Source organism: Streptomyces sp. R28 (assembly GCF_041052385.1).
Lineage (GTDB): Bacteria > Actinomycetota > Actinomycetes > Streptomycetales > Streptomycetaceae > Streptomyces.
The window spans coordinates 5,458,559-5,484,590 of sequence record NZ_CP163439.1; the positions used below are offsets into that span (position 1 = coordinate 5,458,559).

Genomic DNA, 26,032 nt, shown 5'->3' on the forward strand with positions numbered 1-26,032 from the left:
CCTCGGTGCCGCCAGATCCCGAATTCCACCGAACTCCCGACAGAAGACGCAGGTCAGGCCCTACGCTTCGGAGTAGTCCCCCGAACCGTACCGAAGGGGTTGGGAGTTGGCCGCACCACTGGCGGGTCCCATCGCGGACTTCTGTACCGAGCTCCATCGCCTCGTGCGCAAGTGCCGGGTGCCGCAGGCGGAGATCGCCGAAGCGCTCGGATTGAGCGCCGCCTCGGTTTCGGAGCTGCTCAACGGGCGGCGGCGCAAGGCGCCGGACTGGCAAGTGGTACGACGGATCGTCGGCTTGTGCGCGCAGCGGTATGGACCCGGGGCACCGCAACCACTGGACACCAATCTGGACGTGGCGTGGTGGAGAGGGCGGCACGCGGAACTGGAGCGTGCGGTTGAGATGGCACACGTGCCGGTTCCGTCACCGACTGCGCCGGTTCCTTCCGAGCCTGTGGTGGCACTCGGCGTAGCCGACTGCGTGGACATGGGCCTGGACGAGGCGGTGTACCTGCTGGCCGGCCGGCGGTCGGAGCTGATGATGTCCGACTCCGATCACCTGCTGAGGACACTGAACGGGGAGCAGAGCTCGGTCCGGGTCCTGGACGAACTGCTGAGGGACTTTCCGCAACGAGTACGGTCCGCACGCGGCATCGTACGCATTACCCTGCTCCAGGCCGCGCGCGTGGTGTTGGTGGCTGCAGCGGTGATGCGGCGCGAGCCGACTCCTGAGGATGCCCTGGAGCTGATCCAGGACTTGGCGAACGTCGCGTACCCGGCCTACGTGTATGCGTGGGAAAGAGGGAACGGATACGCGTCTCCGCTGGCGGGAACACGGGGCAGCATCACGGTCGAGACGGCACAGGAGCTCGACCGCGACTACGTGAAGCTGGCCACCCCACTGGCCGTATGCTGTCCAGAGTTCGCGCTGGCAGCCGGCTTGCCCTGCATCGCCTTGAACGACTGGGTCGACGGACGAGCCGGGACCGGGTTGGCCGGACTGGGAGCACTACTCGCAGAGTTCGCCAGCCGGAGCGAGCCCCCTGCGGCCAGCCGCGCCCAGTTGCGTATACCGATCGCCTCGCTCGACTCCACCGGTCCCCTACTGCCGAGCCTGGCGGAGGGATACGTCAACCCTCGCTTCCGTAGGAACGGACCGTCCCCGAATGTCCGCGATGGAATAGCCTCGGACAAGTGGTGGGAACAACAGCCGTCGTACGACGCGTTCGAACGCTTCCTGGGTTCCTCCCTCCTCAGCTTCCCTGCCCTGCTGAGCCCCCTCGTGGTACTAGGCCACCCCGGCGCCGGGAAATCACTGCTCACGAAGCTGCTGAAGGCCAGGCTCCCAACCAGTGAGTTCCGCCCCTTGCGGGTGGAGTTGCGGCACACACCGGCCGACTCGAACGTACAGACCCAGCTGGAACATGCATTACGGGAGGGAACGGGACGGTCGGTGAGCTGGCCAGACTGGTCCGAGGCAGAGCCCGAGGTGATCCCGGTCGTGCTGCTGGACGGGTTCGACGAGCTGCTCCAGGCCGGCGCACAGCGGCTCGACTCTGCACGGCAGTGGGGGTATCTGCGGGACATCGAGCAGTTCCAGCAGCGTGAGGCAGTGCTCGGTCGTCCGGTGATCGTAATCGTGACGAGTCGCACCGTGGTGGCCGACCGTGCGGAGATCCCCAAGGGTAGCCACGTGCTGCGTCTGGAGCCGTTCGAGATGCCTGAGATCGATCGGTGGCTGTCCGTCTGGAACGCGAAGAACAGCACCTACCTGAAACAGTGCGACCTGCGCCCGCTGACAAGAGAGGTCGTGCAGCCTCATCAGGACCTCGCGGCCCAGCCTCTCCTCTTGCTCATGCTTGCCCTGTACGACGCGGTTGGTAACGCGCTGTACCGACTCGGCGACGAGGACATGAGCCGTACCCAGCTGTACGAACGGCTCCTCACGGAGTTTGTCCGGCGCCAGGTGGACAAAGACGGCTCATTGCCCCCGGCCGAGCAGGCTGTCGCTGTCGACCGTGAACTCCACCGACTTTCGGTGATCGCGCTCGGTATGTTCCACCGCGGGGCCCAGTCCATCAGCGGCGAAGAAGTGGACCGCGACCTGCGGGCGCTGGGAGCTGCGGCGGCCGACGAGGAGCCCGGTGGTTCCGGGCTGCTCTTCGGACGGTTCTTCTTCGTGCACGAGGCCCAAGCCGTAGTCACCGAACAGCGGTTGCGCAGCTACGAGTTCATGCACGCGACCTTCGGAGAGTATCTGGCCACACGGTTGATCGAGCGAGCCTTGCGGCGGATGGGGGACTTCGCCGGGCACGACGGCCGGTCCGCCCTGGACGACGGTGAGTTGTACTCGCTGCTGTCGTTCATCCCGCTCACCGATCGGGCACAGCTCGTAGAGAATCTGTGCGACATGCTCGCTACCTGGCCGGCGGGCAGGGCGCGCCGCGAATTGCCGGATCGGCTCGCCGAGTTGTTCCGAGCCGCCAAGTGGGAGGCCGGAACCCGCAGCGACGGGAACCACACCCCCATACGTGTGACCAGGACGTACCGGGACGCAGTGTACGAAGTAAACCTCGTGCTGATCGGCGCCGTGGCGGCGGGTGAAGTGCACGCTTCACAGTTTCTCGGGACCGGGGAGCTGATCGACAACTGGCGGCGGCACGCCATGTTGTGGCGGTCACAACTGTCCGACGAGTCCTGGGATCTGTTGTCCTCAACGCTCCGGCTCCACCGCTGTTGGGAGCCTGACCCGAGAGGTGTCGACGAACAGCGACCGGACTTGAAGATCAGCACGCGCTCGACGCTGTCCTTCGGCCATGACATCGGTTGGCCATTCGGCGTCCCTGAAGGCTCACGTCCTCCGTACCTTCGGATGGAGGACGATGCGTCCAGGGGCTTCGCGGCGAACGTGTTCACGCAGATCACGTTCCTTGGCGACCATCACTCTGAGCTTCTGCTCCATACTGCCGACCCGTTGTTGCGCCGGATGCCCAGCACCCTGCTGACGTACCGGTCCGACCGCACGGGGCAACTGCGATCGGCGGCACAGGCACTCATCACCCTGCTCACGAGGCAGGTGAACGCATCGGCCGGGCTGCCCGATCTCTACGCCATGTGTCTGGACAGCACAGAATTGCTCTCGTCCGAGGACGTAGTTCCGTACCTGGAGGCAGTGAGCCGTCAGCTGGCCCACGACATCCCCGCGCTGTCGGACGAAACGCTGGTGTCTGTTCTGCGCAAGTTGCACCGGTCCATCGAGCGCCTCGGTCGTTTCCCCGCGGTGGCAAAGCAGCCGATCATCGACTGTGTGTACAACGCGCTGGGCCGACGGAAGCCGGAGGTGACAACCGCGCTCGCCGAACTCCAGGGGCTGCTCATGCAGCACGGTCGAGCCAACGGGCGAGATTTTGCGCTGCTTGCCCTGCTGCGACTGGTGCAAGCGAGCCGTTCCAGCAGTACCTGGGCGTGGTCCGGCATGCCGCGTGGACGCCGCGCCAGTGAGTACTTCGATGACATCCTCGGTGCGCTCGACGTCGCCGACGTAGCCACTCGCCACCCCTCCGCCCTCATCGCTTTCCTCCGCACCGCCGCCGACCTGAACCTGGACGACTGGCTTGCCGCGCACGCTGCGGAACTCATCGGCGCGCTCCCCTCCGAGGCCTTTGGCCTTCTCCGCCCCTCCGACCTGTGCTACCTGCGCAAGGCTCTGCCGCCGGGCAGGTGCGAAGCCGAGTTCGCGGAGCTGGAGAGCGTCTGGCGCTAAGACCACGAGGACTGTGCCGATGATGCTATGGACGGGTGCCCATCGGCGGGCCGCGACCCTCAGGCGCTGCGGCGTGGCCGCCTCGCTGTGCCCGACTCGGTCGACGATGGGTGCCGGCATCGGTCCGGCAGCGGCCATGGCGGCCGCGGTCAGCGCGTGCTCGCCCTGTCTCTCGACCGCGTCGATAGCACCAGCGCGGCAAGTCGATCTCGCCAGGCCTATGAGCAGCGATCACACGACGACGAGGGCGGCCACTGTCGAGTGGCCGCCCCTTCCGTGTGACCGGGGACGTCAGCTGATCTTGGCGTAGCCGTAGTTGATGAGCTTCTTCACGTCCGTCGTGCGGCTGGCCTCATCGGGAGCGGTGAGGACGGTGCCCATCACCGACTCCCCGTTGAGCGTGGCGGCGAAGACGAGGCAGTACTTGGCCTCGGTGCCGGAGCCCGTCTTCACGCCGAGCGTGCCGTTCCAGCCGAGCAGGGTGTTGGTGTTGTTCCACGCCGCCATGGTGCGGGTGGAGCCGCTGCTCGTGATCGTCTTCGCCGTGTACGACTTGGTCTTCACGACGGTCTTGAAGGTCGAGCTCTTCATCGCGCTCCGGGCGAGCTTCGTCAGGTCGCGCGGAGTCGAGTAGTTGGAGCCGTTGCTGATGCCGTCGAACGAGTCGAAGTGCGTGTTCGTCATGCCCAGGTTCTTGGCCATGGTGTTCATCTTGCCGATGAACGACTTCACCCGCGCGTTGACCGTCGTGCCGGTACCGAACTTGTCGGCCAGGGACATCGCGGCGTCGCAGCCCGACTTGAGCATCATCCCGTACAGCAGCTGACGGACGGTGACCTTGTCACCGACGATCAGGTTGGCCGACGAGGCGCCCTTGGAGACGATGTAGTTGCTGACCTCCCTCTTTATCGTGACCTTGGTGTCCAGGTTCAGGTTCGACTGCGAGAGCACGACCTTGGCGGTCATGATCTTCGTGGTGGAGGCGGTGAGCCTCTTGGTGTCAGCGGCCTTGGTGAACAGGGTCGTGCCGGTGGCGCTGTTCATCAGGAACCCGCCCTTGGCGGTGATGCTGGGCGTCGTCACAGCCTGCGCGGGTGCCGCGGTGAGGGCTCCGGTGACGAGCACGGCGCCGGTCGTCACGGCGACGGCTGCGGCTCTGCGGACACGGAAGCCCTTGATGGCGGTTATCAACTGAAATACCCCGATTACGTCGAATGCCCCAGTGCGCGGCCGAGTTGCAAGGGGGAGACAGATGGGCCGCACGTGTGTGACACGTAACTAGCACAGAAGGTTGTGCGTCGGGTGCGGCGGGTCCCCCGTGTCTGCTCCGTGTCTGCCTGCGTGTCTGAGTCCCGGTCAGGTTTCTCGTCCCGCATGCTGGACGAACGCCCTCATGGGTACGTGTTGTATCTATGCTGTGGGCATGCCCTCCGCCCCGCCCGCACCCGTGATGAAGCAGCAGTCCATGAAGCAGCCCCCCGCCGCCGATCGCGTCTACACCCACGTCAAGCAGGGCGTCCTGGAGCGCCGCTACGAGGGCGGGATCCTCCTCACCGAGGGCGAACTCGCCGAGGCCGTCGGGGTCTCGCGCACGCCGGTGCGGGAGGCGCTGCTGCGCCTGGAGGTCGAGGGGCTGATCAAGCTCTACCCGAAGAAGGGCGCACTGGTCCTGCCGGTCTCCGCACAGGAGATCAAGGACGTGGTCGAGACGCGGATGCTCGTCGAGGAGCACGCGGCGCGCAAGGCCGTACCCGCGCCGCCCGGGCTCATCGCGCGCCTGGAGGAACTGCTCGCCCAGCAGAAGGACCAGGCCGCCGCCGGCGATCTCGCCGGGGCCGCCGTCACCGACCGGTGCTTCCACGCGGAGATCGTGCGCAGCGGCGGCAACGAGATCCTGTCGCGGCTGTACGACCAACTCCGCGACCGGCAACTGCGCATGGGCGTCGCCGTCCTGCACTCGCACCCCGACCGCATCGCCAAGACCCTCGTCGAGCACGAGGAGATCCTTCAGGCCCTGCGCTCCGGGGACGCCGAGGCCGCCGTCGGCATGGTCCACCGGCACATCGGCTGGTTCTCGCATCTGGCGCGGGGTGAAGAGCGATGAGGGCCGTGCTGCCGGGTGATCCTCCCCCAGAGGGGGCACCCCCGGGCGGCCGTCGCGCCGTCGCCGTCTGGGGCATAGGCGTCTCGGTCTACTTCGTCGCCGTCATCTTCCGTACGTCCCTCGGGGTCGCCGGCCTCGACGCGGCCGACCGCTTCGACGTCAACGCCTCGGCCCTGTCGACGTTCTCGATCCTCCAGCTGCTCGTCTACGCGGGCATGCAGATACCCGTCGGCCTGCTGGTCGACCGGCTCGGCACCAAGAAGGTGCTGACCATCGGCGTGGTGCTGTTCACGGTGGGGCAGCTGGGCTTCGCCTTCTCGCCGTCCTACGGCATGGCTCTCGCCTCGCGCGCGCTGCTGGGCTGCGGCGACGCGATGACGTTCATCAGCGTGCTGCGCCTTGGCACCCGGTGGTTCCCGGCCCGGCGCGGTCCGCTGATCGCGCAGTTCGCGGGGCTCGCGGGCATGGCGGGCAACCTCGTCTCCACGCTCGCGCTGGCCCGGCTGCTGCACGGCGTGGGCTGGACGGCGGCGTTCGCGGGCAGCGCGGCGGCGGGCGTCGTCGTGCTGGTCCTGCTGCTGTTGTTCCTCAAGGACCACCCGGAGGGGCACGAGCCGGAGCCGCTGCCGCACCTGGGCGCGGCCTATGTCCGTCGTCAGATCGCCGCGTCCTGGCGGGAGCCCGGCACACGGCTGGGGCTGTGGGTGCACTTCACGACGCAGTTCCCGGCGATGGTGTTCCTGCTGCTGTGGGGGATGCCGTTCCTGGTCCAGGCGCAGGGGCTGTCCCGGGCGACGGCCGGTGAACTGCTCACCCTGGTCGTCCTGTCCAACATGGTCGTGGGCTTGGTCTACGGCCAGATCGTCGCCCGGCATCACGGCGCGCGGCTGCCGTTGGCGCTGGGCACGGTGGGCGCGACGGCGGTGCTGTGGGCGACGACGCTGGCCTGGCCCGGTGAGACGGCGCCGATGTGGCTGCTGATCGTGCTGTGCGCGGTGCTCGGGGCGTGCGGGCCGGCCTCGATGCTCGGCTTCGACTTCGCGCGGCCGGCGAATCCGCCGGAGCGGCAGGGCACGGCGTCCGGCATCACCAACATGGGCGGGTTCGTCGCCTCGATGACGACGCTGTTCGCGATCGGCGTGCTGCTGGACGCGACCGGGGACGACTACGCCATCGCCTTCTCGGCGGTGTTCGTCCTCCAGGCGCTGGGCGTCAGCCAGATACTGCGGCTGCGCAAGCGGGCGGCTCGCAGGGAGCGGGAACGGCTGGTCGCCAGCAGGGTGGAGACCGTGCACGTTCCCGCCTGAGCCGACGCCGTGGGTCAGTGCGGTGTCAGCGGGCCGCGACGAGGGTGAGGTAGGCGAGTCCCAGTACCCCGCGGTAGCTCATCCACTGGGCGCGATGGCGGTCGAGACGCTCGCGTGTCTCGGCCGCGAGCGGGTGGTCGGGGTGCTCGGCCAGCCATGTCTCGACGTCCGCCTGGTACGCCGACTCGAACTCCTCCCACTCGTCGAGGTTCGCCGTCTCGGTCCACTCCGGGCGGAAACCGGCGGCGACCGCGAGATCGAGCAGGGTCGCGAGGTCGTAGTGGTCCGTCGCCGCGGCTCCCGGCCACATGCCGGAGAGCTCGGCGGGGGTCGGGGTGCGCTCCCAGAAGCCCTCCCCGAGCAGCACACGGCCGCCGTCGGCGACCAGGCGGCGCAGTGCGCGCAGCGCCTCGGTGGTGTGCTCCGGCGGCTCGGCCGCGCTCAGGGCCTGGCTCGATCCGACGCACAGGACCAGGTCGGCGGGGCCGCGCGAGGTCCCGGCGGCGGACTCCTCGACGAACGCGGCCCTGTGCGCCAGCCCTCGGGCTTCGGCCTCGTGGCGGCCGCGAGCGAGGTCTTCGGCGTTCACGTCGATGCCTGTGCCCTTCGCTTCCGGCGCGGCGGCCAGGACGCGCAGCATCAACTCGCCCCAGCCGCAGCCGATGTCCAGGACGGTCGCGGGGTTCGTCCGGGTCAGCCGCTGGACGAGACTGTGCGCCCGTGCCTCGGACAGCGGACCGTGGAAGGTCAGGCGCGTCAGGCGGGGCGGGCCGTCGGTACGGGGGCCGGGGGCGGCCTCGGTTTCGTTTGTCGTATCGGTCACGGCAGGCACGCTAGCTCGGGGCCACCCACCGCCGACAACGATTAACGGACCGTCATGTCGCCGACAGCCAACAACGGGCCGCCGCCCTGTCGGCCCCCGGCATATCGAAGCGCTACAGCGTCACCGTGAAGTTGCGCAGGATCGCCGCCGTCAGATCCGGATCCCCCTCCGCCTTCACCCGGTCCGCCACGGCATCCGGCGTGACGCGGCCGCAGGCGAGGCGGACGTAGGTCTCCCAGTCGAGGGTGAGGGTGGCGGCGGGGCCCAGGGCGGGGGCCGTTTCGAGGGTGCCGCGGCCCTGGATGTCGACGCGGATCGTGCGGAGGAACTCGATCGGGCCGTGGACGTCGAAGACGACCGCCGAGCTGCGAGGGGCGTCGGCCCGGACGGCGACGCTGTCGGGGAGCCGGCCGAGCAGGACGTCGCGGGCGACGTGGGCACCGGGGGAGTCGAGGTTGCCGGGGCGGCCGAGGGCGGTGCGCAGGTCCTGCTCGTGCACCCACACGTCGAAGGCGTGGCCCCGCATGGACTCTTCGAGGGTGAGCTCCGTGCCGAGCGGGCCGCGCACCTTCGCGCCGGGGTCACGGGACTCGTTGCGCAGCTGGCGGTTGCGGCGGATGACCGTGTACTCCAGCTCGGACGTCATCTCCGGCGCCGTGTGGTGGCGGCGGACGTCGACCTGCATCTCCATGTAGCGCTGGTGGTCGTTCGTGACGTGGAAGAGGTCGCGCGGGAGCGTGTGGATGGGGCGCGGGTCGCCGAGCATCTCGCAGTCCAGGCCGATGACATGGGACACCACATCGCGCACCGACCACCCCGGGCAGGGTGTGCGCCGGTTCCACTCTCCCTCCACCAGCGGTGTCACCAGCTCGGATATCGCTTCGATGGAGTGGGTCCAGGCGTCGGCGTAGGGCTGGAGGGTGGGATGCAGACTCACGGAACGGGACCCCTCGGCGGTTGGAACGTCGGTACGCGGGCAAGTGCTGGCGGCGGTGCCAGTGGGCGGCGGCTGCTGTCGGCGGGTGTCTTGAAACGCTAAGTTACGCTGCTGTGAGGCACCCCGGCAGTGCTTTCGTGTGACGATCGTAGGCCCGTAGGGAAGCCCGTGTGGACCGCTCGAATGCCAGGACGGTGGTAGTGTGCGCGCCTCTTTGATCCAGATCGATGTCAATGAGGGTGAAACGGTCGAATCGCGCCGGGTGAGGACTGCCTCCCTCGTGCGGGAACAGGCCGGGGCGGCAGACCTCGTGGTCCTGCCCGAGCTGTGGACCACCGGGGCGTTCGCCTACGAGGAGTTCGGCAGCGAGGCCGAGCCGCTCGAAGGGCCGACGTACGAGGCGATGGCCAAGGCCGCGAGCGATGCGGGCGTATGGCTGCACGCCGGATCGATCCCCGAGCGAGACCCCGACGGACCGCTCTACAACACCTCTCTCGTCTTCTCCCCCTCCGGTGATCTGGCCGCCGCGTACCGAAAGATCCATCGGTTCGGCTTCGACAAGGGCGAGGCCGTGCTGATGGGCGCGGGCGAGGAACTGGTGACGGTGCGTCTGCCCGAGACCGTCCTGGGTGTGGCCACCTGCTACGACCTCCGCTTCCCCGAGCTGTTCCGCGGCCTCGTCGACGCCGGCGCCGAGACCCTGGTCATTCCGGCGGGCTGGCCGGAGCGCCGCCGGACGCACTGGACGCTGCTGGCTCAGGCGCGGGCGGTGGAGAACCAGGCGTTCGTGCTCGCCTGTGGAACGGCCGGGACGCACGCGGGAGTTCCGCAGGCCGGTCACTCGATCGTGGTGGATCCGTGGGGCGAGGTGCTGGCGCAGGCCGGTTCCGGGGAGCAGGTCCTCACGGTGGAGTTCGACCCGGGAAAGGTCGCGGTGACACGGGATCAGTTCCCCGCGCTGAAGGACCGGATGCTCGGGCTGGCGGCGCCGCGTCGCTGAGGGCTCGCCCCTCGGTCTCAGTCGTCGTCCCGCCGCTCCTTCTCCGCCAGGTGGATCACGCACACGGCCACCGCGATCAGCAGCGCCGGATCCGCGTCGTCCCGTACGACGTCCACGCCGTACGTCTCGCGCACATGCAGCCGGCGGCGGGAGACGACGGCCAGCAGTTCGTCGTCGTACTCGATGGCGAACTCCCGGTCGTGGATCTTGCCGCTGACGTCGAGTTCCGTGCTGCCGTCCGCCAGGGACACGCGGTAGTGGTTGCGCAGCAGGGACAGCCGCTTGCGGCGGATCGTCGCGAGGTGACCGCCGTCCCGCTCGATCACCATGGTGTCGCGCAGGGCGAGCATCTTCTGGTGGATGTCGATGAGGACGCGCCCCTGCGTGTCCTTCAGCTCGAAGGTGTCCCGCAGCCGCATCGCCTTGCCGTCGACGAGGTACACCTTGTTGCCCTGGTCGTCCTCGATCCAGTAGTCGTCACCGAAGCCGAGGAGCCGGTCGCGTACGAGGAATCTCATGAGACGAGGGGTTCCCCGCCGCCCGGTCCGAAACGCCGCCTGTAGGCCGACGGGCTGAGCCCTGTCTCCCGCCGCACGCGCGCGCGGAGGTTCGCCGCGGTGCCGAGTCCGCTCCTCGCCGCGACCACGTCCAGCCGTTCCTCCCCGCGCTCGATCAGCCGGCACGCCAGCGCCACCCGTTCCCCCGTCAGCCACGCCAGCGGCGTCGTCCCCAGCTGCGTCCGGAAGCGGCGGTGCAGGGTGGCCGGCGACACCGCCGCGCGCGTCGCCAGGTCCGCCACCGTCAGCGGCTCGCCCAGCCGTTCCTGTGCCCATGCCAGCAGGGGACCCAGCGACTCGTCCGGCACGTCCGGTACGGGCCGCTCCACGAACTGCCGCTGGCCGCCGTCGCGGTGGGCGGCGAAGACCAGCCGACGGGAGACGTGGTTGGCGATCTCGGCGCCGTGGTCACGGCGTACGACATGCAGGCCCAGGTCGAGCGCCGACGCGCTGCCGGAGGCGGTGAGGATGTCCCCGTCGTCGACGAACAGCACGTCCGGCTCCAGACGGACCTTCGGGAAGCGTGCCCGGAACGACTCCGCCCACATCCAGTGGCAGGCCGCGCGCCGCCCGTCCAGGATCCCGGCCTCCGCGATCGTGAACGCTCCTGAGCAGAAGCCGATCAACCGGGCGCCACGCGCGTGTGCCCGGCGAACCACCTCCAGCACCTGAGGCGAGCGGGGCGTGCCGGTGTCCGGCCGGTTCGGGACGATCAGCGTGTCCGCCTCCTCGGCGGCCTCCAGCCCCGCGACCCCGGTGAGCGTGAAGAAGCCGTCCCGCATACGGGTCAGTGGCCGGTCGGCGCACAGCCCGAAGTCGTACAGCTCCCGGCCCAGTTCCGGCCTGCGCAGCCCGAAGACCTCGATCGCGCAGCTCATCTCGAACGGATTGGAGTTCTCGTCGACCACGAGAACCACGCGATGCGGTGGAGAGGGGCGCGGTGGAGAGTGGCGCGGTTGAGAGGATCCTTGCGGCATGTGCGATTTCTAGCACTCGTGCCCGTGCCGGGCCACGGCCGAGCATGACGTACATGACGCCCATGACACACCTGACCAGCGAACCCATCTCCCTCGCCGAGGCCCTCGCCTCCTTCACCGACCGGTGGAGCCCCCGCATCGTCACCACCGTCAACGACTACGACGTACGCGTCGCGAAGGTCGAGGGCGAGCACCTGTGGCACGTGCACGACCACACCGACGAGTTCTTCCTGGTCCTGGAGGGCGAGCTGCACATCTCCCTGCGGGAGGCCGCCGGGGAACGCACGGTGGTCCTGCCCAAGGGCAGCGTCTTCACCGTCCCGCGCGGCACCGAGCACAAGCCGTATGCCCCGGCACCCTCCGAGATTCTGGTCCTGGAACCCACCGGCACCCTCACCGTCGGCGACCGGCACGACGCCGTACCGGACCACGTGGACGCCACCACGGGACACGCGCTGACGTGACTGTCAGTGCCGGGTGGCACGCTTGAGCCATGACCGACTCATCCCCGGCCCCGACTCCCCGTCGTGTCCGCGTCCGCGCCCCCGAGCTGATCGGCAAGGGCGGCTGGCTGAACACGGGCGGCCGCCCGTACGGCCTCGCCGACCTGCGCGGACGCATCGTGATCCTGGACTTCTGGACGTTCTGCTGCATCAACTGCCTGCATGTCCTGGACGAGCTCAGGGAGTTGGAGGAGAAGCACCGGGACACGGTGGTCGTGATCGGGGTGCACTCGCCGAAGTTCGTGCACGAGGCCGAGCACCGGGCGGTCGTCGACGCCGTGGAGCGGTACGGCGTCGAGCATCCCGTCCTGGACGACCCCGAGCTCGCCACCTGGAAGCAGTACGCGGTGCGGGCCTGGCCGACGCTCGTCGTGATCGACCCGGAGGGCTACGTCGTCGCGCAGCACGCGGGCGAAGGCCATGTGCACGCCATCGAGCGGCTCGTCAGCGAGCTGGAGGCCGAGCACGAGGAGAAGGGGACGTTGCGGCGCGGCGACGGGCCGTACGTGGCGCCGGAGCCGGAGCCGACGGTGCTGCGCTTCCCGGGCAAGGCCCTGCTGCTGCCGAGCGGGAACTTCCTGGTCAGCGATACGACCCGGCACCAGCTCGTCGAGCTGGCGGCCGACGGGGAGACGGTCGTGCGGCGGATCGGCTCCGGCACGCGCGCGTTCACCGACGGTACGGCCGATGCGGCGGCCTTCAACGAACCGCAGGGCCTCGCCCTCCTCGACGACACCGCGGTCGTCGTCGCCGACACCGTCAACCACGCCCTGCGCCGCCTCGACCTCGCGACCGGCGAGGTCACCACGCTCGCCGGCACCGGCAGGCAGTGGTGGCAGGGCTCGCCCACCTCCGGTCCCGCGCGCGAGGTGGACCTGTCCTCACCGTGGGACGTGGCGGTCTTCGCCGGGCGCGTGTGGATCGCCATGGCCGGCGTCCACCAGCTGTGGGCGTACGACCCGGCCGACGGCACCGTGGCCGTCACCGCCGGCACCACCAACGAGGGCCTCGTCGACGGCTCCGGCGCCGAGGCCTGGTTCGCCCAGCCGTCGGGCCTCGCCGTCTCCCTCGACGGGGAGCGGCTGTGGCTGGCCGACTCCGAGACCAGCGCCCTGCGCCGGGTGGACCGGGACGGCACCGTCCACACCGCCGTGGGCACCGGCCTCTTCGACTTCGGCCACCGCGACGGCGCCGCCGAACAGGCCCTGCTGCAGCACCCGTTGGGTGTCACCGCCCTCCCCGACGGCTCGGTCGCCGTCAGCGACACCTACAACCACGCCCTGCGCCGCTACGACCCCGCGAGCGGTGAGGTCACCACCTTGGCCACGGACCTGCGGGAGCCGTCGGACGCGGTGCTCGTCGGGGACGACATCGTGGTCGTGGAATCGGCCCGGCACCGGCTCACCCGGCTGCGCCTGCCGGAGGAGGCCGTACGCGTCGAGGCGGTCGCCCACCGCACCCAGCGCGCCGCCACCGAAGTCGCCCCCGGCAAGCTGCGGTTGGACGTCATCTTCCAGGCCCCGGCGGGCCAGAAGCTCGACACGCGGTACGGCCCCTCGACGCGTCTGCTGGTCTCCTCGACCCCGCCGGGGCTGCTGCGCACGGGTGAGGGTGCGGGGACCGACCTCTCCCGCACCCTCGAACTCGACCCTTGCGTCCCGGAGGGCGTACTGCACATCTCCGCGATGGCCGCGTCCTGCGACGACACCGCATCCAACAGCGGCTCCGCCGCGGGGACCAACGAGTACCCGGCGTGCCATGTCCACCAGCAGGACTGGGGCGTCCCCGTCCGCCTCACGGACGAGGGCACCGACCGCCTGCCGCTGGTACTCGCCGGCATGGATGTTCAGACGCCGTAACCGTCGCTGTACCCGTCCCGCCGATGGTGGTGGGGCTCGTCGCCGACGACCGGCGTCGAAGGCGGTACCACCACACGCCTGCGCCGGGCGATGCTGCTGAACGTCGTGACGCCGATCAGCCCGACGATCATCAGGATGATGCCGACCAGGTCGAGATTGACTCCCTCCATGTCCCAGTCGGTCGCAAAGGTGAGGATGGCTCCCGCGGCGATGAGGATGATGCATCCGCCGAGGCCCATGAGTGTCGCCTCCTGTCCGGTCCGGTCGTTCCGGTCCGGACCGCCGGGTACCCCGGCCGGCGGCACCCATGCGGCTGCCTGAGCGAACTACCCCTCCAGGAACGCCACCAACGAGTTCGCCAGCAGATGCGGGTCGTCCGCGCCGCACAACTCCCGTGCGCTGTGCATCGACAGGATCGCCACGCCGATGTCGACCGTCTTGATGCCGTGCCGGGCCGAGGTGATCGGGCCGATCGTCGTGCCGCAGGGCATGGAGTTGTTGGAGACGAAGGACTGGAAGGGGACGTCGGCCTTCTCGCAGGCGGCGGCCCACACCGCGCGGCCCGAACCGTCGGTCGCGTAGCGGTTGTTGACGTTGACCTTCAGGATCGGCCCGCCGTTGACGCGCGGGTGGTGCGTCGGGTCGTGGCGCTCCGCGTAGTTGGGGTGGACCGCGTGGCCCGTGTCGGAGGACAGACAGACGGTGGCCGCGAAGGCACGTGCCTTGTCCTCGTACGACCCTCCGCGCGCGAACACCGAACGCTCCAGGACGCCGCCCAGCAGCGGCCCGTCGGCGCCGGTGTCGCTCTGCGAGCCGTTCTCCTCGTGGTCGAAGGCGGCCAGCACCGGGATGGACGGCAGCCCGGCGCCCGAGCCGGCCACCGCGGTGAGCGCCGCCGCGCCCGCGTGCACGGACAGCAGGTTGTCCATGCGCGGGCCCGCGACCAGCTCCTTGTCGCGGCCCAGGTACGCCGGCGGCTCCACGGAGTGGACCATCAGATCCCAGCCGGTGACCTCGCCCGTCGCCAGCCCGGCCGTCTCCTCCAGGAAGGCGATCAGGTCGCCGTCGCGCACGTCGTTGCCGAGACCCCAGATGGGCTGCAGATGCCGCTGCTTGTCGAGCTTGAGCCCCTCCGCCGACACGGAACGGTCCAGGTGGATGGCGAGTTGGGGGACCCGCAGCAGCGGGCGGTCCACGTTCACCAGCCGCGTCGTGCCGTCCCGCAGCGTCAGCCGGCCCGCCAGGCCCAGGTCGCGGTCGAGCCAGGAGTTGAGCAGCGGGCCGCCGTAGATCTCCACGGCCACCTGCCGCCAGCCGTGCGCCCCGGTGTCCGGCAGCGGCTTCACACGGAGGTTGGGGGAGTCCGTGTGCGCGCCGACGATCCGGAACGGCGTGTGGGGCGCCGCGCCCTCCGGGACGTACCAGGCCACGATCGCGCCACCGCGCAGCACGTACTTGCCACCGCTCGTCCCGTCCCAGGCGTCCGTCTCCGCGACCTGCCGGAAACCGGCCTTTTCCAGCCGTTCTGCGGTGTTCGCCACGGCGTGGTACGGCGACGGACTCGCCGAGAGGAAGGACATGAGGTCGTCGGTGTGGCCGCGGTCGAAGCGGGGGGGTTCGCTCATGGGGTTCACCTTAACGACGCACGAGGGCCCGCTCCCGGCGATGGGGAGCGGGCTCTCGTAAGGGCGATGTGGATTGTCCGTGAGTGAGCGGAACGAGTGAGCGGAACGAGTGGGCGGAACGAGTGGCTAGAACGCCGCCTCGTCGAGCTCCATCAGGTCCAGGTCGATGTTCTCGGCGAGCTTGCGCGCACCGGTCACGCCCGGCAGGACGTTGGCCGCGAAGAACTTCGCCGCCGCGATCTTGCCCGTGTAGAAGGCCTTGTCCTTGGGGGAAGCCGTCTCCAGCTTCTCGGCGGCGACCGCGGCACCCTTGAGCAGCAGGTAGCCGACGACGACGTCACCGGAGGCCATCAGCAGGCGGGTGGTGTTCAGACCCACCTTGTAGATGTTCTTGACGTCCGACTCGGTGGCCGCGAGGTCGGTCAGCATCAGGCCGACGATCGCCTCCAGCTCGACGGCCGCCTTCGCGAGGTGCTCGCGGGCCCCGGCCAGCTCCTCGCCGCCCTCGCCGAGCGCCAGGAACTTCTTGATGTCCTCGGCGAGCGAGTTCAGCGCGGCGCCCTGGTTGCGGACGATCTTCCGGAAGAAGAAGTCCTGGCCCTGGATCGCGGTCGTGCCCTCGTACAGGGTGTCGATCTTGGCGTCGCGGATGTACTGCTCGATCGGGTACTCCTGCAGGAAGCCGGAGCCACCGAAGGTCTGCAGCGACTGGGCGAGCTGCTCGTAGCCCTTCTCGGAGCCGTAGCCCTTGACGATCGGCAGAAGCAGGTCGTTGAGCGCGTGCTCGGTCTTGGCGTCCTCGCCGGCCGCCTCCTTCACCGCGATCGCGTCCTGCACCGAGGCCGTGTACAGCACCAGCGCGCGCATGCCCTCCGCGTACGCCTTCTGCGTGATCAGCGAGCGGCGCACGTCCGGGTGGTGGGTGATGGTGACCTTCGGCGCGGTCTTGTCCATGAACTTCGCCAGGTCGGGACCCTGGACGCGCTCCTTGGCGTACTCCAGCGCGTTCAGGTAGCCCGTCGACAGCGTGGAGATCGCCTTCGTGCCGACCATCATGCGGGCGAACTCGATGATCCGGAACATCTGGCGGATGCCGTCGTGCTTGTCGCCGATCAGCCAGCCCTTGGCGGGGTGCTGGTCGCCGAAGGTCATCTCGCAGGTGTTGGAGGCCTTCAGGCCCATCTTGTGCTCGACGTTCGTGGCGTAGACGCCGTTGCGCTCGCCCAGCTCGCCGGTCTCGAAGTCGAAGAGGTACTTCGGGACGAGGAAGAGCGACAGGCCCTTGGTGCCGGGGCCGTGGCCCTCGGGACGCGCGAGCACGTAGTGAAGGATGTTCTCCTCCATGTCGTGCTCACCGGAGGTGATGAAGCGCTTCACGCCCTCGATGTGCCAGGAGCCGTCCTCCTGCTGGATGGCCTTGGTGCGGCCGGCGCCGACGTCCGAGCCGGCGTCCGGCTCGGTGAGCACCATGGTGGAGCCCCAGGTCTTCTCGACCGCGATCTGCGCGATCTTCTTCTGGACGTCGTTGCCCTCGTCGTAGAGGATGCCGGCGAACGCCGGGCCGGAGGAGTACATCCACACGGCCGGGTTCGAGCCGAGGATCAGCTCCGCGTACGACCAGATCAGGGACGGCGGAGCGGTCGTGCCGCCGATCGCCTCGGGCACCCCGAGCCGCCAGTACTCGGAGTCCATGAAGGCCTTGTAGCTCTTCTTGAAGGACGCCGGGACCGGCGCGGTGTTCGTCTCGGGGTCGAAGACCGGCGGGTTGCGGTCGGCGTCGGCGAAGGACTCCGCCAGCTCGTTCTCGGCGAGGCGGGTGAGCTCCTCGAGGATGCTCTTCGCGGTCTCGGTGTCCATCTCCTCGAACGGGCCGGTGCCGTACAGCTTGTCGCGGCCGAGTACCTCGAAGAGGTTGAACTCGATGTCGCGGAGATTCGACTTGTAGTGCCCCATGGCGACGGCTCCGTTAGAGAGATCGGCGAGGCACTGGGTGTGCATCCTCGCGCTAGTTCACGTACCAACAAGTAGCTACGATGATGCTACCCGCCAGTAATAAGACGCAACCCCGATCCGTACATCTGTGACGGGTCACACCGGAACCGTCAGTGTCGCCGTGTATCCCTGGGCCGTGCCCCCCTTCATGGCGGCCATCTGCTGGTCGTGGCCGTCGCTGAAAATGCCGTCCGTCTCCAGGGACAGCTCGCTCAGGTTCGTGACGCTGCGGCTGTAGCCGTCCGTGGCGTACACCGTGTCGCAGACGTCCTTCGGGAACGCGAGCTGCGAGGTGGCGGTGATGGAGGCGGCGGCCGTGGCGTCGGCCAGGCTGCCGTAGACCTCGAAGTGGATGTGCGGCCAGCGGCCCTTGTAGCAGCCCGGGAAGATGCTCTCGAAGGTGACCTGGCCCTTGTCGTCGGTCTCCTGGACGCCGCGCAGGTAGTTCTCGTCGGTGACGCCTTCGGAGTACAGGGAGTAGCCGCCCTCCCGGTCGCAGTGCCAGAGGTAGACGGCGGCGCCCTTCTTCGGCGTCCCGCAGCCGGAGGTGGCGTCCACGACCGTGAGCGTGACGGTCAGGGGGATGCCCTCGGCGGTGCCGCCCGCGGAGTCGCCGAAGCTCTTGGTGATGTCGCTGCGGACGACACCGCTCTCCTTCAGGACGTTCACGCCGTTGGAGCCGTCGCCGGGGTAGGGCCCGGCGGTCTCGTTCGGGATGGTCGCGCACTCGGCGGACGAGGAGGAGGCGCCGGAGGACGCGGAGGAAGAGGAAGAGGAGGAGGACGCCGAGGTGTCGTCCTCGGAGCTGCAGCCCACCAGCGGGACCAGACTCGCGCCCGCCATCAGCCGGATCATGCGGCGGCGGGCGAGGACGGGGAGATCGTAGGAGAGGCCTCTGTCGTGCTCGTGGTCCTCGTCGTCGTGGTGTCGGCGCATGGCTGTCCCCTTCGTTGGAGCGGTGCCGGTCCCGGCACTCCCGTCGATAGGTGCAGACGCTAGGAGCGGTACCTGTGGGAATCCAGCGGAGGGACTGTCGACGCGCTGTCAAGTCGCTGTCGGTTTGCTTTGGCGCCCGTACCGGCCCGCCGCCCCGGCGCTCTCGGTACGCTTGCGCCCATGTACGGCTACGACCAGAACGTCGGTGCACAGCAGGGGTACGCCCCGCCGCAGCAGCCCATGGCCGGCGCCGGCGGGTACGGCCAGCAGCCACCGCTCTACCCCGAGCCGTCCCCGCCCTCGCTCGCGGACGCGGTGCGGGCCTTCACCACCGGGCAGATGTCCGCCGAGGACTTCCAGCAGGTCTTCGCGACGTCGAAGGTCTACTGCCCGCGCGGTGACAACCCGGGCTTCCTCGCCCTGCACAACACCCAGCAGCCGGTGATCCCGATGTTCACCTCGCTCAAGGAGCTGCGGCGGTACGCGGGCAAGGAGTCCAAGTACTTCGTCATCACCGGCGCCGAGGTGATCGACCTGCTGCCGACCGGCTACGGCTTCGTCCTGGACATGGAGGGCGAGCACCGGATGGTGTTCGACGCGAAGGCCGTGGAGCAGATGGTCGAGTTCGCGATGCGCCGGATGTACGGATAGCGCTTCGCGGGGTGCCGCGGGGCGCTCAGGACCCCGTTGCTTCGAGTCGCAGGGTCAGTCCGTCGAGCACGATGTCCAGGGCCGCCGTGAACTTCGCGTCCCGCATGGCCGTCGGGTCCTTGGTGGCGGCCTCCTCCGTTTCGGCGTAGCCCTTCGCCAGGTGTTCGTGTTCCGCAACCGCCTGCTGGGCCGCGGGCATCAGGCGCGCGATAAAACCGGCCTCCGTCTCCCCGGAGCGGGCGACCGTGATGAGCCAGGCGGCCTCGGTGGTGCTCATGCCGATGACGTACGACATCACGGCGTCGATCGCGAGAGCGGGATCCGGGAATCCGGCGGCCGTGAAGAGCGCGGCCAGGCGCTCCGAGTACGACATGAGGTTGGGGCCGAGGTAGGCGAGGCCCGCCTGGCCGAGGATCGAGCCCAGCCAGGGATGCCGTAGGGCCGTCGTACGGAAGGAATGGGCTGCCTCGGCAACGGCCGCCCGCCAGTCGGAGCTGTCCGCCGGCGGTACGTGGATCTCCGCGGCGACCTCGTCGACGGCCAGCTCCATCAGCTCGTCCTTGGTGGCGACGTGCCGGTAGAGGGAGGCCGCGCCCGCGTTCAGCCGGGTGGCGAGCTTGCGCATGCTCAGCGCCTCGACGCCCTCCGCGTCCAGCATGACGATCGCCTCGCGCACGATCGTGGCGCGGCTGAGCGCGGGCTGGTCGGCCTCGCGCTGGGGGCGGGCCCAGACGGAGGGGATGGGGCTCTGCTTCGTCGTCCTGGCGGCCATCGGGTGCTCCTTGAGGTCCGGTCCGACCTGCTGCGTACATCGTTCGCATCGAGCGTACAGGAATCGATGGTTGCGAACACTGTTCCGGTGTGCGTACAGTGTTCGCATCGAAGGAACGGTGTTCACAACGCTGGAGGGGAAGTCGTCATGGACGTCAAGGGAACGCGTGATCCACGCCGCTGGTGGATCCTGATCGTGCTCTGCCTGAGCACCCTGGTGCTGGTCGTCGACAGCATGGCGCTGACCGTCGCGGTGCCCGTGATGACCGAGGAGATCGGGGCGAGCGCCCAGGACACCCAGTGGATCCTGGACTCCTACATCCTGGTCTTCGCCGGCCTCCTGCTCACCTCCGGCAGCCTGGGTGACCGGTTCGGGCGCCGGAAGGTGATGCTGATCGGGCTCCTGCTCTTCGGGGCGGCCTCGCTGGCCGCGACCTGGTGCACCAGCCCCGGCGAGGTGATCGCCGCACGCGTCGCGATGGGTGTCGGCGGGGCCCTGATCATGCCGTCCACCCTGTCGATCCTCATCACCGTCTTCGACGAGGAGGAGCGCGGCAGGGCGATGGCGGCCTGGAGCTCGGTGTCGATGCTGGGCCTGGTCGGCAGCCCCGTGCTGGGTGGCATCCTGATCGACCACTTCTCCTGGCAGTCGATCTTCTTCATCAACGTGCCGATCGTGGCGCTCGCGATCGTCGCCGGTCTCATGCTGATGCCGGAGTCCAAGGCGCCCTGGCAGAAGGCCGACCCGCTGGGCGCGGTGCTCTCGGCGGTCGGGATGACGGCCCTGGTCTGGTGGATCATCGAGCTTCCGCAGCACGGTGCGCTGGGCGGCCGCTCCACGGTCACCCTGGTGGTGGCGCTCGCCTCCCTGGCCGGCTTCGTGGTCTGGGAGAACGTCACCAAGTCCCCCATGGTCCCGCTGGTCCTGTTCAAGCACCGCAACTTCAGCGGTGGTTCGCTCTCCCTGGCCCTCGTCCAGATCGGCAACGGCGGTCTGCTGCTGGTCCTCACGCAGTACCTGCAGTTCGTGCTCGGCTACTCGCCCGTCAAGGCGGGCCTCGCCTTCCTGCCGCTGGCGATCACCGCCCTGCTCGGCAACGGGGTGGGCGTCAAGCTCGCCGCGAAGTACGGCAACCGGTGGGTGATCCTCGCGGGCATGCTGGTGATGGTGGTCTGCTTCGCCCTGCTGGCCACGGTCTCGGCGGACTCCGGCTTCACGGTCCCGGCGGTGGCGCTCGGTCTCCTCGGCCTCGGTGCGGGCCTCGCGATGCCGGCCGCGGTCGGGGCGCTGATGGGCACCATCCCCGAGGACAAGGCGGGCGTCGGCTCGGCCCTGAACGACACCATCCAGCAGGCCGGCACCGCGCTGGGCATCGCGATCCTCGGCTCGCTGCTGTCGAGCGGCTTCGCGGACCGGATGCCCGAGGGGACGCCGGACCAGGCGAAGCACTCGATCGCCGGTGCGGTGGCCGGCGGCGACGCCGGTCTGGTCGCTGCGGCCCGCGAGGCCTTCACCGCCTCGATGTCCACCACCTTCACGGTCAGCGCGATCGGGGTCCTGGCGGCGGCGCTGCTGGCGACGCTGGTGATGCGGGACGACCGGCGCGCACCGGCGGTGGCGGAGCACCTGCCCGCGGCGGACCGCACCCCCGAGAAGCAGCCCGAACCCGTCGTCTGACCACGCCGTCCAGGCTCTTGCTGGCACACTGAACCGCCCCCGAAACACCGGTTCCTCATGATGAAGGCCGGCACCCGCCCCGGGTGTCGGCCTTCGGCTGTGCCCGGAGGGAATGCCCTCCGGGCTTTCCACGTTAGAGGTGGCAGAAAGTTCAATGCTCAACTAAACTGGCCGCACAAGGAGGTACCGACATGCCTGCAGTGACCGTCGAGAACCCGCTGACGCTGCCACGCGTCGCCGCGCCCACGGAGGCAGTGGCCCGTCCCGTGCTCGCCGTCACGACCGCGCCGAGCGGTTTCGAGGGTGAGGGCTTCCCGGTGCGCCGTGCGTTCGCCGGGATCAACTACCGCCACCTGGACCCGTTCATCATGATGGACCAGATGGGCGAGGTGGACTACGCGCCGGGTGAGCCCAAGGGCACCCCCTGGCACCCGCACCGCGGCTTCGAGACCGTCACCTACATCATCGACGGGATCTTCGACCACCAGGACAGCAACGGCGGCGGTGGCACCATCACCAACGGCGACACCCAGTGGATGACCGCGGGTTCGGGCCTCCTGCACATCGAGGCCCCGCCGGAGTCCCTCGTCATGTCCGGCGGTCTCTTCCACGGCCTGCAGCTGTGGGTGAACCTCCCGGCCAGGGACAAGATGATGGCCCCGCGCTACCAGGACATCCGCGGCGGCCACGTCCAGCTGCTCACCACCCCCGACGGCGGCGCGCTGCTGCGTGTCATCGCGGGCGAGCTGGACGGCCACCAGGGACCGGGTGTCACCCACACCCCGATCACGATGATCCACGCGACCCTCGCCCCGGGAGCGGAGATCACCCTGCCGTGGCGCGAGGACTTCAACGGCCTCGCGTACGTGCTCGCGGGCCGTGGCACGGTGGGTGCGGAGCGCCGCCCCGTCGAGCTGGGCCAGACGGCGGTCTTCGGCAGCGGCGGCTCCCTGACCGTGCGCGCGGACGAGAAGCAGGACTCCCACACGCCCGACCTGGAGGTCGTCCTCCTGGGCGGACAGCCGATCCGTGAGCCGATGGCCCACTACGGCCCGTTCGTGATGAACACGCGGGAAGAGCTCCAGCAGGCCTTCGAGGACTTCCAGAAGGGGCGGCTGGGGACGATCCCGGCAGTGCACGGGATGACTGCGAGCGGCCCGTCCGAGGGCTGACACCGGTCGGGTTCCGGCCGATTTCCGGTCGGGTTCCGGTCGAGTTCCATGGCGATCAGCGCCGGTAGTCCGGTGCTGATCGCCCAGGCCCGTCACCCGGGCCCGTCACCCACCCGGTCCGCCCGCGCACGACAGCCCCGGTCGGTCCATGATCCGCTGGAGGCGTGCAGGCCCCCACCCCGCTGCTCCCCGGCCCCGTCCGGCGGCTCGCCGCCTGGTGTGTCGTCGTGCTGTTGGTCGCCGGGGTCGTCTACGTCGGGATCCGGCTGGCCGTGGAGTTCCGTACGGCCGTCGTGCCCGTGCTGCTCGCCCTGCTCGGGACGGCGTTGCTCGGGCCCCTGCACCGGCGGCTGGTGAAGGCCAAGGTGAACCGGTCCGTCGCCGCCGGGCTCACCTGCGTCGCCGTCGTGGCCGTCGTCGGCGGGGCCGTGTACATCGTCGTCGCCGCGATCGTCGACACCGGCGACCAGATCCTCGCCGCGCTCAGGCAGGCGGCCCAGGACCTCGCCGAGCACTTCGGGGCCGCCGGGACCTCGCTGGACGATCTCGCCACCAACGCCAAGGAGTTGCTCACCGACTTCGGCGGGACCGCCGCCTCCGGGGTCATCAGCGGGGTGAGTGTCGTCGCGGAGACCATCGCCATGGCGGTGCTCGCGCTGCTGCTCGTCTTCTTCTTCCTGCGGGACTCCGACCGGGCCACAGACACCTTGCGCTCCGTTGTTCCGGGCGGGGCCGGGGAGGTCATGGAGGCCATGGCCCGGCGGGCGTTCCAGGGTGTGGAGGGGTTCATGCGGGGGACCACCTTCATCGCCCTCATCGACGCCCTCTGCATCACTGTCGGGCTGCTCGTCCTCGACGTCCCGGGCGCGGTCGGGCTGGGCGCGCTCGTCTTCGTCGGGGCCTACATCCCCTACCTCGGCGCCTTCCTCTCGGGGGCCGTCGCCGTGCTGGTGGCGCTGGCCGACCGGGGGTTCGTCATCGCGCTGTGGGTGCTGGCGATCGTGGTCGCCGTGCAGGTCCTGGAGGGGCATGTGCTGACGCCCATGATCCAGAGCCGGACCGTGCAGATGCACCCGGCCGTCGTCATGGTGGCGATCACCGCGGGGGCGTCCGTGGCCGGAGTCCTCGGCATGCTGCTCGCCGTACCGCTGACCGCGGCCGCCTTCGGCGTCGTACGCGAACTGCAGGACCGTTACGCGAGCCCCGAGCCCTCCGAGCCGTCTGCGCCCCCGGAACCGTCGCCGCCCTCGGACTCGTAGAGCTCGAACCAGATGCTCTTGCCCTCGCCCCGGGGGTCCACCCCCCACGACTGAGCCAGCAGCTCGATCAGCATCAGGCCCCGCCCGGACGACGCCAGTTCCCCGGGGCGGCGCTTGTGCGGAAGGTCGTCGCTGGTGTCCGTCACCTCGACGCGGATCCGGCGGCCCCCCGGCTCGCCCCGTACCTCGGCGAGGAGCAGGGCGTCGGCGTCGGTGTGGACGAGGACGTTCGTGAGCATCTCGGAGAGGAGGAGGACGGCCGAGTCCACCTGGTCCTCGGACGTCCAGTCGTGCAGCAGTTCCCGCAGCTGCTGCCGGGCCACCGCCACCCGCTCCGGCTCCGCCTGGGCCACCGACATCATGGTGCGCCGGATCGTCGGCCGCACGGCGACCGGGCCGCCGCAGCCCTCCCCCTCCCGGCACAGCAGCAGCACCGCTATGTCGTCCTCGCGCCGGTCGGCGAGCGGGCCGGTGGTGTGGTGGGAGGACGGGCCGTGCACGGCCTGGACGAGGGCGTCGGCGAGCGACTCCAGGTCGCCGTCGTGCTCCTCCAGGATCGCGCGGATGCGCTTCCAGCCGGTCTCCAGGTCGTGGCCGCCGGTCTCGATCAGGCCGTCCGTGCAGATCAGCATCGTCTCGCCGGGTTCCAGGGTGATCCGGGTCGTCGGGTAGTCGGCGTCCGGGTCGATGCCGAGCGGGAGGCCGCCGGCCGTCGGGCGGGCCAGCACCGTGCCGTCGGTCATTCGGATCGCCGGGTCCGGGTGCCCGGCGCGGGCGATGTCCAGCAGGCCGGTCGTGGGGTCGACCTCGACGTACAGGCAGGTCGCGAAGCGCAGCTCGGAGGGGTCCTCGTCGAGGGAGCCGAACGTCATGCCGTGCAGGAAGCGGGAGGCGCGGGAGAGGACGGCGTCGGGGCGGTGGCCCTCGGAGGCGTAGGCGCGCAGGGCGATGCGGAGCTGGCCCATCAGGCCCGCCGCGCGGACGTCGTGGCCCTGGACGTCGCCGATGACCAGGGCGAAGCGGCCGCCCGGCAGCGGGATCATGTCGTACCAGTCGCCGCCGACCTGGAGCCCGCCGCCGGTCGGGACGTAGCGGGCGGCGACGCTCATGCCCGGTATCTCGGGGCCCAGCTGGGGCAGCATCGAGCGCTGGAGGCCGTCCGTCAGTTCCCGCGCGGACTCGGCGGCCTCGGCGCGGGACAGGGCCTGGGCGAGCATCCGGGCCACCGTCGTCAGCACGGACCGCTCGTCGGGTGTGAACGCGACCGGATAGGTGAAGGCCGCCATCCAGGCGCCCATCGTGCGGCCGGCCACGGTCAGCGGCAGGAACGCCCAGGACTGGCGGTTGAAGTGCGCGGCGAGCGGCCATGTGACGGGGTAGCGGTCCTTGTACTTCTCGGGCGAGGAGAGGTACACGGCACGGCCGGTGCGGACGACCTCGGCGGCCGGGTAGTCCGTGTCCAGGGCCATGTGTGTGAAGGGGCCCTCGTCGCCGGGCTGGTGGCCGTGGTGGCCGATGATCGTCAGACGGTCGCCCGTCACCCCGAACACCGCGAGGCCGTCCGGCGAGAAGCCCGGCATCGACAGGCCGGCCGCGACCCGCAGCACCTCCGCCGTGGACCGGGCCTCGGCCAGCGCCCGGCCGGCGTCCAGCAGGAACGCCTCCCGCGAGCGCCGCCAGTCGCCGGTGACCGCCGTACGCCCCGCCGGGGTGCCCGGCCTCGGTTCGGTGACCTCCTGGAGGGAGCCCGTCACCTCGTACGACCGTTTCTCGCGGTCGAAGGAGGCGTGGAAGCGGCTGCGGCCGACGCGGACGACCCGGCCCCGCTCGTCCATGATCCGCACCCGCACCTCGCCGAGGGTGCCCTCGGCCACGGCGAGCTGGATCACTCCGCTGACCTCGTTCCAGTCCACCGGGTGCAGGCGGGAGCGCACCTGGGCCTGGCTGAGCGTGGCCTGTTCGGGGGGCAGCCCGAGCAGCCGTGCCGCCTCCGCGTCGACTGTGACCAGTCCCGTGGCGGTGTTCCAGTGCCACAGTCCGGTCGCGAGGGTGGCGAGAACCTCCCCCACGGTGGGCAGGGGCTCACCAGTGCGCATTGCCCCACTGTAAGAAGAGGTGATC

At 69.8% G+C, this 26,032-nt stretch carries 21 protein-coding genes; 10 read left to right on the forward strand and 11 right to left on the reverse strand.

Annotation, left to right across the window (positions count from 1 at the left end):
- Positions 1-106: 106 nt before the first annotated feature.
- Positions 107-3,760: an NACHT domain-containing NTPase gene (locus AB5J49_RS24295; RefSeq protein ID WP_369170717.1), complete on the forward strand. Its 3,654-nt coding sequence runs from the start codon at positions 107-109 to the stop codon at positions 3,758-3,760.
- Positions 3,761-4,051: 291 nt separating this feature from the next.
- Here the strand turns inward: AB5J49_RS24295 and AB5J49_RS24300 are convergent, their stop codons facing one another.
- Positions 4,052-4,951: a D-alanyl-D-alanine carboxypeptidase family protein gene (locus AB5J49_RS24300; RefSeq protein WP_369170718.1), complete on the reverse strand. Its 900-nt coding sequence runs from the start codon at positions 4,949-4,951 to the stop codon at positions 4,052-4,054.
- Positions 4,952-5,183: 232 nt separating this feature from the next.
- Between AB5J49_RS24300 and AB5J49_RS24305 the strand changes: the two genes are divergently transcribed.
- Together AB5J49_RS24305 and AB5J49_RS24310 are read left to right on the forward strand one after the other, a co-directional pair.
- Positions 5,184-5,864 (forward strand): GntR family transcriptional regulator, encoded by a 681-nt coding sequence (locus AB5J49_RS24305; protein ID WP_369170719.1) that lies wholly within the window; start codon positions 5,184-5,186, stop codon positions 5,862-5,864.
- The gene (locus tag AB5J49_RS24310; RefSeq protein WP_369170720.1) at positions 5,861-7,171 is read left to right on the forward strand and encodes a nitrate/nitrite transporter; all 1,311 of its coding nucleotides are present in this window, start codon (positions 5,861-5,863) and stop codon (positions 7,169-7,171) included. Before AB5J49_RS24305 ends, AB5J49_RS24310 begins: the two co-directional genes overlap by 4 nt.
- Before the next feature lie 25 nt (positions 7,172-7,196).
- Here the strand turns inward: AB5J49_RS24310 and AB5J49_RS24315 are convergent, their stop codons facing one another.
- Complete coding sequence (locus AB5J49_RS24315; RefSeq protein ID WP_369170721.1) at positions 7,197-7,994, reverse strand: cyclopropane-fatty-acyl-phospholipid synthase family protein; 798 nt, start codon at positions 7,992-7,994, stop codon at positions 7,197-7,199.
- A 112-nt stretch (positions 7,995-8,106) separates the two neighbouring features.
- Positions 8,107-8,931: a maleylpyruvate isomerase family mycothiol-dependent enzyme gene (locus AB5J49_RS24320; RefSeq protein ID WP_369170722.1), complete on the reverse strand. Its 825-nt coding sequence runs from the start codon at positions 8,929-8,931 to the stop codon at positions 8,107-8,109.
- A gap of 202 nt (positions 8,932-9,133) precedes the next feature.
- On the opposite strand from AB5J49_RS24320, the gene AB5J49_RS24325 reads away from it, so the two are divergent.
- Positions 9,134-9,931: a carbon-nitrogen family hydrolase gene (locus tag AB5J49_RS24325; protein ID WP_369170724.1), complete on the forward strand. Its 798-nt coding sequence runs from the start codon at positions 9,134-9,136 to the stop codon at positions 9,929-9,931.
- A 17-nt stretch (positions 9,932-9,948) separates the two neighbouring features.
- Here the strand turns inward: AB5J49_RS24325 and AB5J49_RS24330 are convergent, their stop codons facing one another.
- Both AB5J49_RS24330 and AB5J49_RS24335 read right to left on the reverse strand, forming a co-directional pair.
- Positions 9,949-10,449 (reverse strand): LURP-one-related/scramblase family protein, encoded by a 501-nt coding sequence (locus tag AB5J49_RS24330; RefSeq protein ID WP_369170725.1) that lies wholly within the window; start codon positions 10,447-10,449, stop codon positions 9,949-9,951.
- Positions 10,446-11,465, reverse strand: coding sequence for a GlxA family transcriptional regulator (locus tag AB5J49_RS24335; RefSeq protein ID WP_369170726.1), 1,020 nt, complete (start codon positions 11,463-11,465; stop codon positions 10,446-10,448). The genes AB5J49_RS24330 and AB5J49_RS24335 overlap by 4 nt, the downstream gene beginning before the upstream one ends.
- A gap of 62 nt (positions 11,466-11,527) precedes the next feature.
- On the opposite strand from AB5J49_RS24335, the gene AB5J49_RS24340 reads away from it, so the two are divergent.
- Together AB5J49_RS24340 and AB5J49_RS24345 are read left to right on the forward strand one after the other, a co-directional pair.
- Entirely contained in the window at positions 11,528-11,929 is a 402-nt protein-coding gene (locus AB5J49_RS24340) for a cupin domain-containing protein (protein ID WP_369175240.1), read from the forward strand.
- 29 nt (positions 11,930-11,958) lie between these two features.
- Positions 11,959-13,827: a thioredoxin-like domain-containing protein gene (locus AB5J49_RS24345; protein ID WP_369170727.1), complete on the forward strand. Its 1,869-nt coding sequence runs from the start codon at positions 11,959-11,961 to the stop codon at positions 13,825-13,827.
- Here the strand turns inward: AB5J49_RS24345 and AB5J49_RS24350 are convergent.
- The 4 genes from AB5J49_RS24350 to AB5J49_RS24365 all read right to left on the reverse strand — a co-directional run bounded on the left by AB5J49_RS24350 (position 13,815) and on the right by AB5J49_RS24365 (position 18,380).
- Positions 13,815-14,066 (reverse strand): DUF6458 family protein, encoded by a 252-nt coding sequence (locus tag AB5J49_RS24350; protein WP_369170729.1) that lies wholly within the window; start codon positions 14,064-14,066, stop codon positions 13,815-13,817. The two genes, AB5J49_RS24345 and AB5J49_RS24350, sit on opposite strands and share 13 nt — an antisense overlap.
- 87 nt (positions 14,067-14,153) lie before the next feature.
- Positions 14,154-15,452, reverse strand: coding sequence for a M18 family aminopeptidase (locus tag AB5J49_RS24355; protein WP_369170730.1), 1,299 nt, complete (start codon positions 15,450-15,452; stop codon positions 14,154-14,156).
- A 126-nt stretch (positions 15,453-15,578) separates the two neighbouring features.
- On the reverse strand, positions 15,579-17,405 hold the full coding sequence (locus AB5J49_RS24360; RefSeq protein WP_369170732.1) for an acyl-CoA dehydrogenase: 1,827 nt from the start codon (positions 17,403-17,405) through the stop codon (positions 15,579-15,581).
- 135 nt (positions 17,406-17,540) lie between these two features.
- Positions 17,541-18,380: an intradiol ring-cleavage dioxygenase gene (locus AB5J49_RS24365; RefSeq protein ID WP_369170733.1), complete on the reverse strand. Its 840-nt coding sequence runs from the start codon at positions 18,378-18,380 to the stop codon at positions 17,541-17,543.
- A 180-nt stretch (positions 18,381-18,560) separates the two neighbouring features.
- Here AB5J49_RS24365 and AB5J49_RS24370 point away from each other — a divergent pair, with 180 nt between their 5' ends.
- Entirely contained in the window at positions 18,561-19,031 is a 471-nt protein-coding gene (locus AB5J49_RS24370; protein ID WP_369170735.1) for an SseB family protein, read from the forward strand.
- Positions 19,032-19,056: 25 nt separating this feature from the next.
- Here AB5J49_RS24370 and AB5J49_RS24375 read toward each other — a convergent pair whose 3' ends face one another.
- On the reverse strand, positions 19,057-19,803 hold the full coding sequence (locus AB5J49_RS24375; RefSeq protein ID WP_369170736.1) for a TetR/AcrR family transcriptional regulator C-terminal domain-containing protein: 747 nt from the start codon (positions 19,801-19,803) through the stop codon (positions 19,057-19,059).
- 147 nt (positions 19,804-19,950) lie between these two features.
- Here AB5J49_RS24375 and AB5J49_RS24380 point away from each other — a divergent pair, with 147 nt between their 5' ends.
- The 3 genes from AB5J49_RS24380 to AB5J49_RS24390 all read left to right on the forward strand — a co-directional run bounded on the left by AB5J49_RS24380 (position 19,951) and on the right by AB5J49_RS24390 (position 23,911).
- Positions 19,951-21,480, forward strand: a complete 1,530-nt coding sequence (locus AB5J49_RS24380; RefSeq protein ID WP_369170738.1) for an MFS transporter — start codon at positions 19,951-19,953, stop codon at positions 21,478-21,480.
- Between the two features lie 191 nt (positions 21,481-21,671).
- On the forward strand, positions 21,672-22,652 hold the full coding sequence (locus tag AB5J49_RS24385) for a pirin family protein (RefSeq protein ID WP_369170739.1): 981 nt from the start codon (positions 21,672-21,674) through the stop codon (positions 22,650-22,652).
- Between the two features lie 164 nt (positions 22,653-22,816).
- Positions 22,817-23,911 carry an AI-2E family transporter gene (locus tag AB5J49_RS24390; RefSeq protein ID WP_369170740.1) on the forward strand — a complete coding sequence of 365 codons (1,095 nt, stop codon included), beginning with the start codon at positions 22,817-22,819 and terminating at the stop codon, positions 23,909-23,911.
- On the opposite strand, the gene AB5J49_RS24395 is transcribed toward AB5J49_RS24390, so the two are convergent.
- Positions 23,845-26,007 carry a SpoIIE family protein phosphatase gene (locus AB5J49_RS24395; RefSeq protein WP_369170741.1) on the reverse strand — a complete coding sequence of 721 codons (2,163 nt, stop codon included), beginning with the start codon at positions 26,005-26,007 and terminating at the stop codon, positions 23,845-23,847. The two genes, AB5J49_RS24390 and AB5J49_RS24395, sit on opposite strands and share 67 nt — an antisense overlap.
- Between the last annotated feature and the right edge of the window lie 25 nt (positions 26,008-26,032).